Origin of the sequence: Marinomonas gallaica (genome assembly GCF_001639745.1) — a bacterium.
GTDB lineage: Bacteria > Pseudomonadota > Gammaproteobacteria > Pseudomonadales > Marinomonadaceae > Marinomonas > Marinomonas gallaica.
The window spans coordinates 1-18,248 of the sequence record NZ_LTAX01000022.1 but is presented as its reverse complement, the minus strand read 5'-3'; the positions used below and the strand labels follow the sequence as shown (position 1 = coordinate 18,248).

Annotated in this window: 18 protein-coding genes and 2 tRNA genes; 12 read left to right on the top strand and 8 right to left on the bottom strand. The window is 45.1% G+C overall.

Translation table 11 applies throughout. The features are described from left to right. Positions 1–6 precede the first annotated feature (6 nt). Positions 7–1,143, top strand: a complete 1,137-nt coding sequence (gene dnaJ / locus AYW76_RS15770) for a molecular chaperone DnaJ (protein ID WP_067222847.1) — start codon at positions 7–9, stop codon at positions 1,141–1,143. Positions 1,144–1,176: 33 nt separating this feature from the next. Here the strand turns inward: dnaJ and AYW76_RS15765 are convergent, their stop codons facing one another. Next, positions 1,177–1,785, bottom strand: a complete 609-nt coding sequence (locus AYW76_RS15765; RefSeq protein WP_067222843.1) for a uridine kinase family protein — start codon at positions 1,783–1,785, stop codon at positions 1,177–1,179. 121 nt (positions 1,786–1,906) lie between these two features. Between AYW76_RS15765 and AYW76_RS15760 the strand changes: the two genes are divergently transcribed. The 4 genes from AYW76_RS15760 (at position 1,907) to AYW76_RS15745 (ending at position 5,745) form a co-directional block, all read left to right on the top strand. Beyond that, positions 1,907–2,506: a uridine kinase gene (locus AYW76_RS15760; RefSeq protein ID WP_156489097.1), complete on the top strand. Its 600-nt coding sequence runs from the start codon at positions 1,907–1,909 to the stop codon at positions 2,504–2,506. 5 nt (positions 2,507–2,511) lie between these two features. Further along, positions 2,512–2,844, top strand: a complete 333-nt coding sequence (locus AYW76_RS15755) for a DUF3392 domain-containing protein (protein ID WP_067033518.1) — start codon at positions 2,512–2,514, stop codon at positions 2,842–2,844. Between the two features lie 264 nt (positions 2,845–3,108). Beyond that, positions 3,109–4,479, top strand: coding sequence for a glyceraldehyde-3-phosphate dehydrogenase (locus tag AYW76_RS15750; RefSeq protein ID WP_067222840.1), 1,371 nt, complete (start codon positions 3,109–3,111; stop codon positions 4,477–4,479). 345 nt (positions 4,480–4,824) lie between these two features. Next, positions 4,825–5,745 (top strand): LysR substrate-binding domain-containing protein, encoded by a 921-nt coding sequence (locus AYW76_RS15745; protein WP_067222836.1) that lies wholly within the window; start codon positions 4,825–4,827, stop codon positions 5,743–5,745. On the opposite strand, the gene AYW76_RS15740 is transcribed toward AYW76_RS15745, so the two are convergent. Beyond that, positions 5,737–6,504 (bottom strand): TSUP family transporter, encoded by a 768-nt coding sequence (locus AYW76_RS15740; protein ID WP_067222833.1) that lies wholly within the window; start codon positions 6,502–6,504, stop codon positions 5,737–5,739. The genes AYW76_RS15745 and AYW76_RS15740 overlap by 9 nt on opposite strands. Positions 6,505–6,689: 185 nt before the next feature. Here AYW76_RS15740 and AYW76_RS15735 point away from each other — a divergent pair, with 185 nt between their 5' ends. Further along, positions 6,690–6,974, top strand: coding sequence for a hypothetical protein (locus AYW76_RS15735; protein ID WP_082866266.1), 285 nt, complete (start codon positions 6,690–6,692; stop codon positions 6,972–6,974). A 56-nt stretch (positions 6,975–7,030) separates the two neighbouring features. Here the strand turns inward: AYW76_RS15735 and AYW76_RS15730 are convergent, their stop codons facing one another. Together AYW76_RS15730 and AYW76_RS15725 are read right to left on the bottom strand one after the other, a co-directional pair. Beyond that, positions 7,031–7,552 (bottom strand): DUF501 domain-containing protein, encoded by a 522-nt coding sequence (locus AYW76_RS15730; RefSeq protein ID WP_067033527.1) that lies wholly within the window; start codon positions 7,550–7,552, stop codon positions 7,031–7,033. Between the two features lie 8 nt (positions 7,553–7,560). Beyond that, a complete protein-coding gene (locus AYW76_RS15725; protein ID WP_067033530.1) occupies positions 7,561–7,971 on the bottom strand; it encodes a PilZ domain-containing protein in 411 nt (136 codons plus the stop codon). Between the two features lie 445 nt (positions 7,972–8,416). On the opposite strand from AYW76_RS15725, the gene AYW76_RS15720 reads away from it, so the two are divergent. The 3 genes from AYW76_RS15720 to ppnN all read left to right on the top strand — a co-directional run bounded on the left by AYW76_RS15720 (position 8,417) and on the right by ppnN (position 12,443). Further along, positions 8,417–10,393, top strand: coding sequence for a methyl-accepting chemotaxis protein (locus tag AYW76_RS15720; RefSeq protein WP_067222830.1), 1,977 nt, complete (start codon positions 8,417–8,419; stop codon positions 10,391–10,393). A gap of 62 nt (positions 10,394–10,455) precedes the next feature. Then, positions 10,456–10,935 carry a peroxiredoxin gene (locus AYW76_RS15715; protein WP_067222827.1) on the top strand — a complete coding sequence of 160 codons (480 nt, stop codon included), beginning with the start codon at positions 10,456–10,458 and terminating at the stop codon, positions 10,933–10,935. 134 nt (positions 10,936–11,069) lie between these two features. Further along, complete coding sequence (gene ppnN / locus AYW76_RS15710; protein ID WP_067222823.1) at positions 11,070–12,443, top strand: nucleotide 5'-monophosphate nucleosidase PpnN; 1,374 nt, start codon at positions 11,070–11,072, stop codon at positions 12,441–12,443. 69 nt (positions 12,444–12,512) lie between these two features. Here the strand turns inward: ppnN and AYW76_RS15705 are convergent, their stop codons facing one another. From AYW76_RS15705 to AYW76_RS15690, 4 genes are all read right to left on the bottom strand, one after another. Then, positions 12,513–13,601 (bottom strand): zinc-binding metallopeptidase family protein, encoded by a 1,089-nt coding sequence (locus tag AYW76_RS15705; protein ID WP_067033538.1) that lies wholly within the window; start codon positions 13,599–13,601, stop codon positions 12,513–12,515. A 56-nt stretch (positions 13,602–13,657) separates the two neighbouring features. Further along, the gene (nudC, locus tag AYW76_RS15700) at positions 13,658–14,461 is read right to left on the bottom strand and encodes an NAD(+) diphosphatase (RefSeq protein WP_067033540.1); all 804 of its coding nucleotides are present in this window, start codon (positions 14,459–14,461) and stop codon (positions 13,658–13,660) included. 90 nt (positions 14,462–14,551) lie between these two features. After that, positions 14,552–15,586 (bottom strand): L-threonine 3-dehydrogenase, encoded by a 1,035-nt coding sequence (tdh, locus tag AYW76_RS15695; protein ID WP_067222820.1) that lies wholly within the window; start codon positions 15,584–15,586, stop codon positions 14,552–14,554. Between the two features lie 10 nt (positions 15,587–15,596). Continuing rightward, positions 15,597–16,793: a glycine C-acetyltransferase gene (locus AYW76_RS15690; protein ID WP_067222816.1), complete on the bottom strand. Its 1,197-nt coding sequence runs from the start codon at positions 16,791–16,793 to the stop codon at positions 15,597–15,599. Positions 16,794–16,914: 121 nt separating this feature from the next. Here AYW76_RS15690 and AYW76_RS15685 point away from each other — a divergent pair, with 121 nt between their 5' ends. From AYW76_RS15685 to AYW76_RS15675, 3 genes are all read left to right on the top strand, one after another. Continuing rightward, positions 16,915–17,985, top strand: coding sequence for a polysaccharide deacetylase family protein (locus AYW76_RS15685; RefSeq protein WP_082866265.1), 1,071 nt, complete (start codon positions 16,915–16,917; stop codon positions 17,983–17,985). A 52-nt stretch (positions 17,986–18,037) separates the two neighbouring features. Further along, positions 18,038–18,128, top strand: a tRNA-Ser gene (locus AYW76_RS15680). 44 nt (positions 18,129–18,172) lie between these two features. Continuing rightward, a tRNA-Asn gene (locus AYW76_RS15675) sits at positions 18,173–18,248 on the top strand.

Sequence of the window (18,248 nt, the reverse complement as noted above, 5' to 3'; positions counted from 1 at the left end):
CCTGCAATGAGTAAACGTGACTATTATGAAGTGCTTGGTGTAAGCCGAGACGCGGATAAGAAAGATATTAAAAAAGCTTACCGCTCGTTGGCGAATAAGTACCATCCGGATAAGAACCCGGACAATGCCGAAGCACTGGATAAATTTAAAGAGTTGGCAGAAGCCTACGAAGTATTGTCTTCAGAAGACAAGCGTGCAGCGTATGACCGTTTTGGTCACGAAGGTGTCAATGGCCAAGGTGGTCAGGGCGGCTTTGGTGGTGGCGCTGGTGCAGGCGGTTTCAGTGATATATTTGGCGATGTATTTGGCGATATTTTTGGTGGCGGAGGTGGTGGCGGTCAAAGCCGTACTCGTCGCGGTTCCGATTTACGCTACACGCTAGAGCTTGATCTTGAGCAAGCGGTGTGGGGCTGTGAAGAGAAAATTCGCATTCCAACTGCGGTTGATTGTGAGAAATGTGAAGGTTCTGGTGCCAAGCCTGGTACGAAGCCGACAACGTGTCCAACCTGTAATGGTGCTGGGCAAGTGCGCATGTCACAAGGCTTCTTTTCGGTTCAGCAGACCTGTCCTCAGTGTCATGGGCAAGGACAGGTTATTTCTGACCCTTGTAACTCTTGTCATGGCCAAGGCCGTAAACAAGAGTACAAAACGCTTAACGTTAAGATCCCTGCAGGGGTTGATACCGGTGATCGCATTCGCCTAACGGGTGAAGGTGAGGCGGGGACTTTTGGTGGCCCAGCAGGTGACTTGTTTGTTCAAGTCTCGGTCAAGCCTCACTCTATTTTTGAGCGTGATGGTTCCAATTTATACTGTGAAGTGCCGATTAGCTTTGCAACGGCGGCTCTAGGTGGCGAGATTGATGTACCGACTTTAAATGGTCGTGTGCGATTGAAAGTGACCGAAGAGTGCCAGACTGGCAAGCTATTCCGTCTACGTAATAAAGGCGTGAAGCCTGTGCGTGGTGGTCCAGTAGGAGATTTGATTTGTAAGGTGATGGTAGAGACACCAGTGAACCTAACGGATCGACAAAAAGAGCTGCTGCAAGAATTGGCTGAAAGCATGGGGGAGAACTTAGATCACTCTCCTAAGCAAAAAAGCTGGTTTAATGGGGTGAAGCGATTTTTCGAAGAGATTAAAAAATAAGGTAATCTCTTTAGTAAGACAAAAAAGGAGCCATTAGGCTCCTTTTTCTATCAGTAAACTCTCAATATATTGACGTAGCAGATTGGCTGCATTGGTAAAGCTATTATTATTAGGGATGATGAAATCTGCTTTGTTGCGGATCTCGATGGTTTTGAGTGATGCTTGACGAACATGTCGCATGTAACGGCTAGTCACTTCATTAACATCACGGGCGCGTTCTGTGATGTCACGCTTTAAGCGACGTACGATTGCAATATCCATATCGGTATCCACAAATAACAGGTAATCTACCGCGTCGCGGATGGCTGGGTCTTGAAACATCATGTGACCTTCGACCAGAACGACTTTGGAAGGTGCCAAATTACGATAGCCTACGCGCTTATGTTGCGAATGATCGTAAACGGGAATTTCATTGGGTTGCTGTTGGTTTTTACAATTGTGTATAGCGAGTGTGATGCTCTCTAAGTCTAACGAGTTAAGATCATCGAAGTTATAGACATCCGGGTCAATGTTGCCGCAGCCTTTGTAGAAACTATCCTGACAAATGACGGTCAACTTATTTCCTAGGCCTTCTGCTAGCAGTGAGCATAGACGGCTTTTACCGCTACCTGATATACCGGTGATGCCGATTACGAGCGCCATGGGTTACCTCAAGAAAATAGAATTTGCATTATTGAATGGTAGAATTAGGCTCTAGTTTAACAGAGAAGTACTAAAATCGCTTCCTGACTTATTGGTTAACATTACGAACATTGAGATTTTCATGTACTTAAATAATTTGGGCTTTAAAAGGGTTTGCATCGCTTTTGCTATGCTAGGTTCTTTTGCGAGTGTTGCAGAAGACTTGGCTCAAGCCGACTCAGCCGAGGTTGTGGAAGAAGTGCAGCCTGCTGCGCCAAGCTATTCAAAGGGAGCTGAGCTGTTTGGGATCGGTTTTAATAACTTGTCTAAAGCAGAGTTTGAGGCGCATTTATCTAAAATGGGTCTGGAGCCGTATCCATCCTATCGAGAAGGTATAGCCAGCTATAGCTTAGGAGCGACTGGGATTTTAGGCATTAAAGAGCTGACTGTGGTCTACAACCATTATGAGTATGTAGAGCGTGCAACAATGTCAGGTGTCGTAGAGGACCCTGAGCTTAGGTCAAAATTAGGCAGTGTACTAGAGCGAAAATATGGCCCACCTACGGTTGGCTTTATTCGTGATGGTTATGGCCGCGCCCGATGGATATTGCGGGATGGAACTGAAATTGAATTGCACAATACGACCTTTGATGTATCCGTCAGTTATGTGGATCGCATACCGAAGCGTAAGTCATCTTCTGGTCGTATTGATGTGGAAGCCTTACTTAAACGAAATCAGTGATCTAAATGGACTTATTACTCAGCTTTAATTTAGATATTGCGCGTAAACTGTCTCCTCATTTACATGATATCTCACTAGCATTGGTGGCGACGATGCTGGTTATCTTTGGTGACCATGTGAACCGAACGCTTAAGCGTGCTGTGTCGAATTGGATGTTTTTGGCGCGTATCACGGCATTTGTACTGATGTGTACCTTTGGCTACGGTTTACTGACGTTATGGGGGCAACCTCTTGTCTATTGGTTGTTGACTCACCTTGCACCCATGTTTAGACCGTCTGTCATTCTTGTCTGCTTTGTATTCTTGGGTGTATTGGCCGAAAGAAAACGATATTTATAAAAAAAATAAAGAAATTTTCCCTCATTTTCTGTAGTGAAATTACGTAAATTTATTAGAAAATGCCGATATAAAAACAGCGCTTAATGCAAATGTTGTTATTTTATAACAAGCCTTAATTAGTTACGTTGCTTTCATAAAAAAATGCCTGTAACCCCTGATTTTGCTGGTTTTTTGTTGCCGGGTTACAATTTGTTTTTAGGTGATTGTGTCGGTAAACTGCGCCCAAATAGTTATGAAACGTTTGTTTTTCTCGGGGGCAGTTAAATGGCAAACACTTGGTTAGAAACGGTAGCCAAAGTTGAATCAATGATTCCACTTTTGGGCAAGTTAGGTCGCGAGCAGTCAGTGAAAGTTCAGCTAGCTGGGCAAACATTGATGTCTGATTCTGTAACAGGTTTAGTGGCGTTATTTGACCAGTATCCTGGTGTAGACCTAGCGCGTGTGTATCAAGTGTTAGAGCAGTTGATTGCAAAGAAGACATCAAATGCAACAGTTGAACTTGAAGAAGCGCTAGCAGATGCTGATCTTGCATCGTTGACAAGCTTTGCGCAAGCGGGTGCAACAACACCTGTCGTGCTTTATGGTTTTGGTCGTATTGGACGTTTGTTAACACGTCGTATGTGTACGCTTGGTCACACAACACCTGGCATGCACTTGGCTGCTATCGTTGTTCGTAAGGCGGGTGATCGAGATCTTGCGAAACGTGCTAGCCTACTGAAATTTGATTCAGTTCACGGTACGTACGAAGGTGTTGTTAAAGCAGATGCTGAGAACGAGCAACTGATCATCAACGGCCAGCCAGTTAAAGTTATTTATTCCTCTGATCCAAGTGAAATTGATTACACGAAACATGGCATCAATAACGCGTTATTGGTTGATAACACAGGTCGCTGGCGTGATCACGATGGACTGAGTGTTCATCTTAATCGTCCGGGTATTGATCGTGTTGTATTGACGGCGCCTGGCAAGCAAATGAAAAACATCGTATACGGTGTTAACGATTCTGATATTGAATCAAGCGATCAAATCCTTTCTGCGGCATCTTGTACAACCAATGCGATCACCCCGATCCTGTCTGTACTAGAAGAGCAATTCGGCATCGAGTCTGGGCACGTTGAAACGGTTCACGCTTACACGAATGACCAAAACCTAATTGATAATGTTCATAAAGGTGATCGTCGTGGCCGTGCTGCGGCAACAAACATGGTAATGACTGAAACAGGTGCTGCAAAGGCTGTTTCCAAAGCGATTCCTTCTCTAGAAGGTAAGCTAAGTGGTAGTGCAATCCGCGTTCCTGTGATCAATGTCTCGATAGCAGTATTGAGCTTGAACTTAAAAGCTCAAACAACGGTTGAAGAAATCAATGAACTGCTTCAAAAGGCGTCTGCAAGTGCAGCATTGACAGGCCAAATTGGCTTCAGCACTGAAGCAGATGCGGTAAGTTCTGACTTCATCGGCAGCGAACAAGCCGGTATTTTGGATTCTCTATCTACAAAAGTACGCGGTAACCAAGCGACATTGTATGTTTGGTACGACAACGAATACGGCTACAGCTGCCAAGTAGTGCGACTAATGGAAAAATTAGCGCAAATGGCTCTGGCTGATAGCAATGCAGTAGAGACTGCAGCAGCGTAATAGATCGGACACCTTTAAGCATGTGTGTTAGTTCGGCGACCTTCGGGTCGCCGTTTTTTTTGCCTAAAAAATAACTAGATCGCGGTTTTAGGTAATTCAAGGCAAAAAAAATCGGACCGAGGTCCGATTAAATGTAACTAGCAGTTGCAGTGATGTGGCGCTCACCAACATCACGCTAATACATGGCTGTGGGGACATGTACTAGGGAAGCATCTGATTGCTCAAGACGCCGTGTTTAGGAAGCAGTACTACCAAAACATGGAGCCTATTCTACGCGTTGATTGTTGGGCGACAAACGATATAAACTGCGCTTTTGGATTAGCCTTACTAATGCAAGTGTGACTCATGAATAAAGCATCTCTTCCTTTTTTACATACTTTCGTCGTCGCGGCTAAGCACTTAAGTTTTACTAAGGCTGCGCAAGAGCTTTTTTTAACTCAAGGAGCTGTAAGTCAGCAAATGCGGCAGTTGGAGCAGCGCTTAGGCTTTGCTTTATTTGTCCGCTATCATCGCAGTTTAGAGTTGACATCTATGGGAGCAAGATTGGCGCTGCATTTGCGCCATGTCTTTTCTGACCTAGACGCGCTTATCGAAGAGTTACGTGAAGAACGTGACTCCAATATTATTACGCTATCTGTTATGCCATCGTTGGCAACACGTTGGCTGATGCCGCGTTTAGGTCGTCTGCAAGAGCGGCATCCAGGCTTGCAGTTGCGAATTCAAGCGAATGATCGAGAGGTGAATTTCACCCGAGATCGCATTGATGCAGCGATTATCCATAGTCATTTACATACTGGCAGTGCTTATACAGCGCCTTTGTTGAGGGACAAGGTTTTCCCTGTATGCAGTCCTGCCTTTGCAAAACAGAATCAATTACATGAGCCAAGTGACTTAGTGAGGGTGCCGCTGATTAATGATGATTCAGAGTGGCGTTTTTTCAGTCCGTATGCGGAATGGGAAGCTTGGTTAGCCAAAGCGAATGTGAAGGGTGTAAGGCCCAGTCGTGCGATGAGTTTTAATCGGGGCGACCTTGCCGTTCAAGCTGCACTGTCAGGACAAGGCGTTGCGTTAGGAAGAACGCCATTGGTTATGGATGATATTCGCGAAGGGCGTTTACTAAAACCATTTGATGAGATCTACGATAATGGTCATGTGTACTTGTTTGCCTGCCCAAATGAGTTTCGCGAGCGAGAGTCGATCCAACAAGTACTTAGTTGGCTAATCAGTGAATGCCAATCCTACGCGCCAGATGAAGCATTAGCTTGATGTCAGTAGCTTTATAGATAAAGCGATACACATTACGATCACTAGTGGCCTGATTAACTGTTGGCCTCGGCTGATGACGAGCCGCGAGCCAATTTGAGCGCCAAACCATTGCCCAATTCCCATAACAATTCCGATGCCCCAAAGTACATTGCCAGTAAAGCTAAATAAGATGAGGGAGGCAATGTTGCTGGTGGCATTTAAGATTTTGGTATGGGCAGTGGCTGAAATAATAGAAAACCCCATTAAGCAGATGAATGCAGTGGAAAAGAAAGCGCCAGTCCCCGGCCCAATCAAGCCATCATAAAAACCAATTGAGAAGCCAGCGAGAAAGGCGAACTGAGTCATATTGATGCGAACAAGCTTCGCGACTAGAGGTTGTAATGTGGGCAGCAAGTAAAAAAAGATCGCTACCCCAATGAGAATGGCAGGAATCATTTTGATCAAAATACCGCTGTCGATATAAGAAACTAATAGAGTGCCACTAAAACTACCGAGCGCGGTCATTAAGATCGGAATGCGCATAGACGACAGTGAGACTTGTTTGGTGCGGACAAAATGATAGGAAGCCGATAACGTGCCAGCGCAGCCTTGTAATTTGTTTGTTGCGAGGGCTTCAACAGGTGATGCTCCTGCAGCAATAAGGACGGGAACCGTGATTAAACCACCACCACCCGCGAGGGCGTCGATTAGACCAGCAAGGAAAGCGGCAGCAAAAAGCCCAAGTACAACCCAGATAGAAAAGTCAGAAAACAGCTCCAAGCTTAGTCCTTTATTAAATAATGATGGTAACCAACGGTCATATTACAGTATGTTAAGAATATTAAGCTAGCAAGCCATTATGGATACGCAGAGTTACGTTTTTAAACGCTTACCTGCTTGAGGTTATTGCAGATTCTGGCTAACTTATGACTTTATTATTGGTTATTTTTTGAGGGATTGTATTGATGGCTAAACAATACGCAGAAGTACATCAAGATGACTTTATGAAATTTGGTGGAGATCGTTTGAGCTACCTAGATATTGAAGATGACTTGATGGCGTTGGCTGGGCATGGTGTTGCTGGCAACAACTTTAAGAAGGAAATTCTAAAAATGGCAGGTTGGACAGGTGGTGCATTAACCACTTATGCTCAACGACCTGCGGTTGCAGCAAATGCGTTTAACAAAGTACGAGAAGGTTTAGCGAAGGTGTCGACTGCCGAAGAGCTGAAAGCTTTTTTGCAAAGCTAAGCTAAGCTAACCCTCCATAGGCCCGTTTCATTGCTGACCTATGGAGGGTTAGGTAGTTACTTCCCTTCGGCGTCCGCTATCTCGCGAATACCGTATTCTTCATCGAGAATTTTCCCGATGATGTTGTCACCTGCTAAGTGATGCGCATATTGCATGTGTAAGCAGCGAATCTGATCCCAGTTTTTAATGCCACCAATCCCTAGTGTTTCAAATAAATGGGTAAAGCCTTTTTCTTCAATGATACGCTTATGCTCATCGCTCATCGCTTGCCAACGACGGCTAACGTAATCTTCATGTGATTTATGGTACGCCGCGCGAAGTGCTTCATCATCTCTAATGCGCTGTTCTAATTCTTTTACGACACCTTGGCTTTCGATGCGTGCAAGCGCCTTATCAATGGCGCTGCTGGACAACCAAAATAGAGTCGGGAATGGTTGATCAAATACCCAAGTTTCCATTTCTAGAACTTGCGGTACGCCGTTTGGTGAATAGTGAGCAACTTTACGAATGCCGCTTGGAGCGCGACCTAGCTGCTGAGTGATGATATCGATATCAGCTTGAGATAGGGGATTTGTCATTGGGTACTTTAAAGGGTAAATGCTGGGAAACTGGCGGCGAACTGTTGGATCCATTCAGCGGCGGCTTCGTTATAGTTTAAGCGTCGGCCTTGATGCTTAGCTTGTCGACGATAGTGTTCTATCTGCGAGAGTTGCTCAATCATACGAACACAATAACAATCATCATTGTTGGGGAACTCAATCGCAATACGATATTCGTCTTGCTCTTTGTCACACCAGACAATTCGCCCCGTCACACAGAAGTGAGGGTCTATTTCTTGCAGAGTGATACGCACAGAAGTGCCTGCATGATAGGCATATGGCGCCAAATAGGTAATGCCTACGAAGCCAAGCCGATCAGTACCAACAGTAGGAAAAAACTGATCCTCGATAATTTTTATATCTAAGGGTAAGTCTTTCGGATGTGCAACAAATTCCATCGCAACAAGCCAGTTTATGTTCAGTTAATCAGTCTATCGGCCGGACAGCCAGATGGTTTAAAAAGAAAGCGAATTGTACGCTTTTTACTCTGGCTGTACAGACGAAATTTAGGATAAATTTCAGTCAATACATAAGTTTTAACTATTAAATTCACTTGGCCTAGTGTTTTGCCTTACAAACCACACATTCCCTTCACTCTGTCGTTTCTTAGGTCAAGCGAGTGAGCATTTCATTGCCCGTTATTAATAAGTCTTATGCATAAAACGCTCCAGATTTCTAATTTCTTTAGTCATGCACTGCAGTATTTGTCTTACGTAAAGTTGGAACAGGGCTTGCACCTTGTTCAAATAACAGGCAGTATTTTTATTAAAAGGTCATTTAATAAAAAGTTGCTTTATTTGACCTGCACGAAACACGTTATTTAGAGTGGAATGGGAGGCGTCAATGTCGTTATCAGTGGTGCAGCGAGTGCTGCTTGGGTTTGTAGTGCTCCTACTGTTGCTATTTATTGTGGCATGGTCAGGAGTAGGTGGCTTGAATTCGGTGCAAAACAAGATTGAGACAGTCACAGGTGAAATCGCTTCCATTTCTGACAGCAGTACACAAGTCAGCGCGACCTTAGCGCAAACCAGTAGTGCCGCGTTGCAATACTTAATTGCCTCTTCGGACACAATGTTAGAGAGTGCTCAGAGCCAATATCAAGCGGGCAAAAAGAATTTTCAAACAGAAGCTGAATCACTCAAACAACAGGTTTCCAATTTTCCTGATGTGTTGGCCACGGTGTCTGAAATCGAACAACTTTCTACAAAATTTTTCTCTATAGCGGATGCGGCTATTGCTGACCATAATCGAATGGTTCAGCTTGAGCGTGCCATGGCGGACAAAAAACTCGATCTTAAGGATGAGCTGAGTTACGTCGTGGAAGACTTAGAGTCGCTTGCTGGTTACCCAGAAAGTGAAGAGCAAGCGTTTGCCGCAGGGCTTGTTAAAACACAAATGGAAAGTCTGCGCTTGTTGATCGGTGATTACTTTGATTCAACCAGCGTCGCGGCGTTAGAAGATATACGTAACGAGATGGGGAAAGCGTTTGCCCCTGTCGACAAGGTCATCGGCAAATTGGGGGATGAGATGATCACGGATAATATTAATGTTATCCGCCAAGCCTTTGAGTCAGATGAGGGGGTTGTGAATGAGTTTTACGAATATAACCAACTACAAGTCGCCGCCGAAAAAGCCGCTGCGTTACTGCTGAGTTCGTTGCAGTCGATGCAAGGGGAGCAAGTGCAACTTACAGCATTGGTCGGTCAATTACGCGAACAAGCGAAAGAGAATGCCTTTGCGGCGTCTAGTAATGCCAAACAAATATCATATCTAGTCGTGGCGATTTCTGTGGTGATTGCGGTCATCATTGCCTATTGGGTCAGTATTAGTATTCGTAAGCCATTGGCGAAAATTTTGAAGGTACTGGACCAAATTGCCAATGGTGATTTAAGTCAGCGAGTTGCGGTGACGAGTAAAGACGAGTTTGGCCAGCTGTCTTATTGGGTCAACAGTTTGGTGGAAAAGCTCAGCAGTGTTATTAAGCAAATTGATCAGGCCTCCGATCAAGTAGTGACTTCTGCTGATACGGTTTTTCAGTCAACCTCCCATACTCAATTGATCATGAAAGAGCAGAATGATAAAACCACGTCTGTTGCTACCGCTATGGATGAAATGTCAGCGACCGTGCGTGAGGTGGCGCATCATGCGGAAGTGTCTTTAGAAAAAGTACAGCAGGTCGACAATAGCGCGGACGCGAGTTTACAGCGTATGACAACCAATATTTCTCAGGTAGAGCAGCTAGTGCGCCAGTTAGAGTCTTCGTCTCAGGTGGTATTAAAAGTAGAGCAATATTCCCAGAACATCGGCACGATTTTAGAGGTGATCCAAGATATCGCTGAGCAAACTAACCTGTTGGCTTTGAATGCGGCCATTGAGGCGGCTCGTGCGGGCGAGCAAGGTCGAGGTTTTGCTGTGGTGGCTGACGAAGTACGAACACTGGCTAACCGTACCCATACTTCCACAGAAGAGATTCAGCGGGTCATTGCCGAGTTGCAAGGTGGTGTGAAAGCAACGGTTAATACCATGGATCAAAGCTGCCAACATGCTCGAGATAGCATGGTTGAGGCGCAAGGTGTGGGGAGCTCATTGTCTGAATTACGTGGCTTTATTGTCGAAATTCGTGATTTAAGTATGCAAATTGCCACGTCGGCGGAGCAGCAGTCACATGTTGCTCAAGAGATTAATCGTAGTATTCACGAGATCTCAAACAGCTCTGAAGGGGCTATGGAAGAGGCGTTGGCTGGGCAGAATAACTGTCAACATATGAATGAGTTGGCTCAGAATCAGAGAACCTTAGTCGGACAATTTAAAACGGCATAAAGATCGCTGTTGGAAATTATTCGCGCTATGATGCGGTGAAAATACCGGATAGGGACACAGTCATGAGTGTACAAATTGGAGATGTTTTGCCTTACGGCAATTTCTTGGTGATGTCTGAAAGCGGTCCTCAAGAGATTGATGTAGAGACATTCTTTACGGACAAAAAAGTCATAATGTTTGCTGTGCCGGGGGCGTTTACGCCAACCTGTAGTGCGAAGCATCTGCCCGGCTTTGTCGAGCATTACGCAGCCTTTAAAGAGCGTAGAGTGGACGATGTCGTGTGTTTATCCGTCAATGATGTCTTCGTGATGGATGCATGGGGTAAAGCTCATGGTGCAGACCGCATTGTTATGGCCTCAGATAACTTAGCGGAGTTTACCACCGCGTTAGGGTTAGAAGTGGATGTTGCGAAGGCTAAAATGGGCTTACGCAGTCGCCGCTATGCTATGTTAGTAGAGAATGGCATTATCCAGCAGCTATGGCTTGAAGAGCCTGGGGTATTTGGAATAAGTGCCGCTGAAAATGTACTAAATCAGATATAACGATGAAGAAAGCCGCATTAGCGGCTTTTTTTATGTTTGTTGGGTTTACAAATCAACCGAAGAAATTCACTTGCTTTTTTATTTTCTAAGATCAATATAGTTATAAGACAAGCACATAGATAAGGAGGGCGATCATGCTGTATGAAGATCGCGTTGACGCGCTGGTATCCCCCAAAGGCGCATTGGAAATGTTATCCCAGGAAGAAATTGCTCGTATGTCGGAAGACAGCGGTGATTTGCATGAGTTGTTTCGTCGTTGCGCACTGGCTATTTTGAATTGCGGTAGTGATTCTGACGATCCTGCGGAAGTGATGTCTATTTTCAAAGACTTTGAAGTCCGTATTATTCAGCAAGAGCGTGGTGTAAAACTGGAGTTGACCAATGCTCCGAGCAGCGCTTTTGTTGATGGGAAAATGATTAGCAGCGTACGTGAAATGCTGTTTAGTGTGTTACGAGACATCATTTTTACTTACCATGAATACAATGTGGCGCGCGGCTTAAACGATGCGTCGTCTGACAAAATCACCAACGTCGTATTTGAATTGCTGCGTAATGCTAATGTATTCCGTCGTATTCAGGACCCAGATATGGTGGTGTGTTGGGGCGGGCATTCGATTGCTCGACACGAATACGATTACACCAAATATGTTGGCCATGAATTGGGCCTACGTGAATTGAATATTTGTACTGGTTGTGGTCCTGGTGCAATGAAAGGTCCTATGAAAGGGGCGGCCATTGCTCATGCAAAACAACGCATTAAAAATGGAGTTTACCTAGGTTTAACCGAACCCGGTATTATTGCGGCGGAATCGCCTAACCCGATCGTTAATCAACTGGTGATCATGCCAGATATTGAAAAACGTTTAGAAGCCTTTGTGCGTACTGGACACGGTATCGTGGTGTTTCCTGGTGGTGCAGGTACGGCGGAAGAAATTCTGTATATTCTTGGCATCTTGCTACACCCGAAAAATGAAGGCATTCCATTTCCGTTGGTACTGACTGGGCCAAAAGAAAGTGCTGCGTACTTTGAACAGATTAACGAGTTTATTGGGGCGGTGTTGGGTGAGAAGGCCCAATCGTTGTACCAAATAGTCATTGATGATGGCGTTGAAGTGGCGCGCATAATGAAAGCGGGTATGGAAGAAGTTCGCTTGTACCGTAAAGCGCATCAAGATGCGTTCTACTATAACTGGAAACTACACATTCCTGATGAGTTTCAGCGTACCTTTGAGCCGAACCATGAAAACGTAGCGGGGTTAAACTTGTTCTTTGGGCAAGAAACACACTTGTTGGCGGCTGACTTACGTCGAGCGTTCTCAGCGATTGTTGCAGGTAACGTCAAACCACAAGGCGTTGCGAGCATTAAAGAGCATGGCCCATTTGAAATTCACGGTGATAAAGGGCTGATGAAGAAGCTGGATGCGTTATTAGAAGCGTTTGTGAAACAGCAACGAATGAAGCTTCCAGGTACTGCTTACGTACCATGTTATAAAGTTATTACAGACTGATAACTTTATTTGAGCATTAAAAATGCCGCATCAAATGCGGCATTTTTTTGGACTGTAGTTAAGAAACTGTTACTTATCTGGCGTGTCATTAAGTGCGTTGGCTTGATTCTGAATTAACAGCTGGTGAATAAAACCAAGTTTTTCGCGTACTTTAGGCACTATGACAAATGGGTACAGATCCGGCTGTCCCATGCTGCGGTTGAGGTTATTAGCCGCAAACGTCAGTGGCAAATATTGATTGAGAAGCTCATCAAAGTTCTGATGCTGATAAGGGTCGAGCGTAATCTGAGTGACTAGGGATGGGTGTGTGCCATGCACTGGTTGAATTTGAATACCAAATTCGTAGGCCGTTTCAAGCGTATCCAGTATATGAAAATAGTGCGCCCAAGTTTCCGCCCAGTCTTCCCATGGATGTGAAGATGCATAGCTGCTGACAAAGTTCTCCTGCCAATTCGCTACAGGTGTTTCATAGTGTTTTTCTAGGGCTTCACCGTAGTCTGCTCGCTCATCACCAAACATCTGGCGACAGTTTGTTAAGATCGGAGCATTTTCTGCAATCAGGTGGTCCCAATAGTAATGTCCCACTTCATGGCGTAAATGGCCGATTAATGTCCGATAGGGCTCATTCATATCCTTACGCATTTGTTCACGATCAGCACTGTCAGCTTCGGCGGCATTGATTGTTACTTGACCTAGCGCGTGCCCTGTTGTCGTTTGCGCTCCGTCGGGTACAACGTTTTCCTCTGAAATAAAATCAAAGGATAGGCCTTCTTCAGGAGCGTCTTTTTTGCTGACAACCGGTAAGTTTAAGCGTAATAAAGAATACACTAGGCGATGCTTAGCGGATTCTAGCTCCTGCCATGCTTGCTGTTGCTCGTAATTCTGTAAATTGGGGATATGGCGGTTTAGGTCACAGGCTTCGCAGAGTTCACCTTGCTCTTTAACCATCCAATTACAGACATTGTGTTGTTTGTTCTGGCAGTAATACCAGACACTGTTGGAATCATCTGCTAAAGCGTTAAAGCCACTTTCTAAAGGGGTAAGAGCGCTTAATGTCATCAGCTCAGGTAAAAAGCCAAGTTCTGATTGGCAGTTTTCACATAAGTTATTTTCAAATAAAAGCGTTTGCGAGCATTGTTGGCAATTAAAAAGTTTCATTCAGAGTATTACCTGTCATAAGCCCGAAGGCTGCTTTTAATGAAAGAATGCGTCAGCTAAGCTGACTCATTGGCTATGATATCCGCATGGGTCAAGATTAATTGACCTGAAATACTGGTTGGGTTAGGGGTGTTAGGTAAATCATCGTAGCGCCACCACCCCGCTTCTGCGATTTCATCTGGCGCCGGAGTGATTTCACCAGATTCGTATTCGGCAAAAAAGCCGACCATAAGTTGATGGGGGAAAGACCACGGCTGGCTGCCTTGGTATCGAATGTTTTTGACTTTGATACCGACTTCCTCAAAGATTTCGCGCTGTACGGCCTGTTCAAGGTTTTCCCCCGCTTCAACAAATCCCGCGATATTGCTGTAGCGGCCTTCTGGCATCACGAAGGAGCGTGCCAGCAGCAGCTCATTACCTTTGCGTACCGATACAATAATACAAGGTGAGATTCTAGGGTAATGGCGAATATTACATTGCTGACACAGCTTAGCGTGTTCTTTCTCATGTTTCTTTATTAAAGGTGTGCCGCAACGCCCACAGAATTGATGATCAGCATCCCATGTGGCAAGTTGGTGAGCACGACTGAGTAAATCAAACTCTTGCTCGTTGCTGTCAAAGAGCATGTCTCGTAGGCCATTTTCGGTAAACCCTTTTGGAGGGTGAGGAAAACGACAAACAAAGATATCGATACCTTCATATTGGCCGATGAAGACGCTGCGCATGTCAGAGCTTGGATGAAAGTCTGAAAGGCTGAACAGAAAGTGCTTATCGAGCGTTAACACTTTCTGTTTAGCAATTAATATATAGCGCGCATCGTTGTGAGGGCTTGGGTGAGTATTAGTTCCAATTTCTAGCATGTGAGGCTCATTTCAGCAAAAAGTTCTATTACAATATGCTACGCTACTCTGAGCTTAAAGAGTGTGCAACTGCCTTACAAAGAATCCACATTAAACCGACATTTGCCAATCAATGATCACTTTTCCAGATTGACCGGAAAGCATTGCATCGAAGCCTTTTTGATACTCTTCTAATGTAAAATGATGAGTAATTATAGGGGCAATGTTTAGACCGGATTGAAGCATGGCTGTCATTTTGTACCATGTGTCGTAAATCTTGCGTCCATAAATGCCTTTAATAGTAAGCCCTTTAAAGATCACTTGGTGCCAGTCAATTTGAGTGTGTTGCTCAGGAATACCAAGTAGAGCAATGTTGCCTCCGTGAGCCATATGCTGCAGCATGGTGACCAAGGCACTGCCGTTGCCTGACATCTCTAATCCCACAGAGAAGCCTTCTGTTAACTTTAATTCTGTCATCACGTCTGTTAGGGATTCACGTTGCACGTTGACGACACGTGTGGCGCCGAGTTTTTGCGCGAGCTCTAGACGGAAATCGTTAATGTCACTGACAACGATGTTGCGTGCGCCAATGTGCTTGGCAATCGCGGCGGCTATGGAGCCAATAGGTCCCGCGCCTGTGATGAGTACATCTTCCCCAGTAAGGTCAAAGGTCAATGCGGTATGAGTTGCGTTACCAAGTGGATCTAAAATAGCGGCGATATCATCACTGATATGCTCCGGCAGCTTAAAGACATTGGCCTCGGGGATGCTTAAGTATTCTGCGAATGCGCCTGGTCGATTAACCCCCACCCCCTGGCTGCTATTGCATAAGTGGCGTTTACCTGCGCGGCAGTTACGGCATTGTCCACAAGTGATATGGCCTTCTCCTGATACGCGATCACCAATACTTAGACCTGTGACCGCAGAGCCTATGGCAGCAATGGTTCCCACGAACTCATGACCAACAGACATTCCTATGGGGATGGTTTTTTGCGCCCAATCGTCCCAATTAAATATGTGAATGTCTGTACCGCAGATCGCGGTTTTATGAATTTTGATGAGTACTTCATTTTGATCGTAATGAGGCCGTTCAGTAGTAGTAAGCCAAATACCTTTTTTTGCGTACTGTTTTGTGAGAGTTTTCAAAGTGCCTTCCTTACAACATATTCAACTGCTGGGCGACTTTATGGAAGGCTTTGGTGGCCTTATCAAGGTCGTTTTGACTCAGAGTCGCGGACATTTGTGTGCGAATGCGGGCTTGCCCTATGGGGACAACAGGATAGGAAAAACTAACGACTAAGATTCCTTCCTCCAATAATGCAGCCGCCATTTTTTGGGCGAGTTGAGCATCATGAACCATAATGGGAATAATCGGATGCTCTCCTGCAATAAGATCAAACCCAAGTGCTGTCATTTGGCTTCGAAATAATTGAGCATTTTTTCTGAGCTGATTGCGTCGCTCGGATTGGTTTTGTAAGCGTTTGAGTATGCTTAAGCTGGTTGCCGCAATCATCGGCGCAAGGCTGTTTGAAAAAAGGTAAGGACGAGAGCGTTGGCGTAGCCATTTAACTATAGACGATGATGCACTTATATAGCCTCCTGAAGCACCTCCTAGCGCTTTACCGAGAGTACCGCTAATAATGTCGACACGACCCATAACATGACAGTGTTCAACTGAGCCTTTTCCATTGGCGCCTAGAATACCCACGGCATGTGAGTCATCGACCATTACCAATGCGCCATAGTGTTCCGCTAAATCGCAGATGGCGGCTAGGTTGGCGATGGTTCCATCCATAGAGAACACGCCATCTGTCACAATGAGAATAGTGGCATCTTGATGGCTGATGGCCTGTTCAAGGCATTGTTCTAAAGCATTCATATCGTTGTTTTTGTAGCGTAGACAGGTCGCTTTGCTTAAACGGATACCATCTATGATGCTAGCGTGGTTAAGGCTGTCGCTAATAATGACATCATTTTTACTGAGTAATGTTTCAAATAAACCTGTATTTGCATCAAAGCACGAGGAATAGAGAATTGTGTCTTCCATCTCCAAAAAATGACTGATCTGACTTTCAAGTTGTTGATGGATTGCTTGAGTGCCGCATATAAAGCGCACTGAGGCCATACCATAGCCAAATGTGTTTAAAGCGTTATGTGCCTCGGCAATGACGTCCGGATCATTGGCTAAGCCTAGGTAATTGTTTGCGCACAAATTTATTAAGCACTCATGTTGATGAGTTGTGACGTGTGAGGACTGTGCGCCCAACAATGCGTGTTCTGATTTATATAGACCGTTTAGCGAGAGTTCTTTTAGTTGCTCATCCAGTTGTGATTTGAAGCGGTGCGATAGCATGATCATCTCCTCCCTTCTTTTTTAATAAGTGTAGTCTGCTAGTGGGACAAAGGGAGGTTGCTGTTCGTGATTGGTTGAATCGCGTACAATATAAGTAAAGAAATACTTGTTAAGGTTCGCTATGACGTTTAAAAAATCGTTGGTTGCCGGTGCGGTTGTGCTCTGTAGTGGGGCGGCGCTGTCTCAGGATTATTTGCCAATCCTTCAGTATCACCATGTTGACGCCTCGACGCCTCGTTCAACCTCTGTTTCACCAGCTGAGTTTCGTGAGCACATGGATTACTTGAAAGACGCAGGTTTTCAAGTGCTGGACTTGGCGCAAGCGCTGGCAGATATAAAGGAAGGCGTAGCGTTACCAGAGAAAGCGGTAGCGATTACGTTTGATGATGCGTATCGCAATATTTATCAAAATGGCTTTCCTATCCTAAAAGAACATGGCTTTCCCTTTACTGTCTTTATTAATACAGGTCCGATTGAACAGCGCCACCGTAACTTCTTAACGTGGCAACAGATGCAAGAGATGCAGCAGTCTGGGGGGATGTTTGCCAATCATACCGTGAGTCACCCTTACATGTTGCGCTTAGAAGAAGGCGAAACGACAGAGCAGTGGCAGCAGCGTATGACAGATGAGGTTAATACTGTTGAACAGTTGCTGGTCGAAAAACTTGGGCAATCGCCAAAAATGCTGGCGTATCCGTATGGTGAATCGAATCAGCAGATTCGAGAACAAATGGCGGAGCTGGGCATGATCGCTTTCGGTCAGCAATCAGGAGTAGTCAGTGGCCATTCGGACTTTACTAACTTGCCTCGTTTTCCTGCCGCTGGGAACTATGCCAAGTTATCGACGTTGAAAACAAAGCTGAATGCGCAGCCGATGCCTTTGGTGTCTTATCAAGATGGCGGCGATTTTGCAGGTAATGAGCCTGTTTCAATGACGTTAAATTTTAAAGAAGGGCATTATCGCCTACAAGAATTGTCGTGTTACGTATCAGGGCAGGGCAGAGCTGCCTTAGCGTGGCAGAATGAGACAACGCTAACAGTAACTGCGAACGACGCCTTCCCTATTGGACGCGGTCGTATTAACTGTACGATGCCAGATAAAACAGGACGACACTATTATTGGTTTTCCAATGTTTGGATCCGTGCAGCGGCGGATCAGGCCTATGTGACGGAAAAAGTTAAAAAAAGTTAAAAAAAGAGTTGCACAGAAATTCAGAATCCGTAATATACACCTCGCTCGCAACGGAGGGGTGGCAGAGCGGTTGAATGCACCGGTCTTGAAAACCGGCGAAGATTAATAGTCTTCCGAGAGTTCGAATCTCTCCTCCTCCGCCATTTCCTATTTGGATCTGGTTTGTAGCGAGTTAAAAATTAGTAATTCCCTGATAGCTCAGTTGGTAGAGCAAATGACTGTTAATCATTAGGTCACTGGTTCGAGTCCAGTTCAGGGAGCCA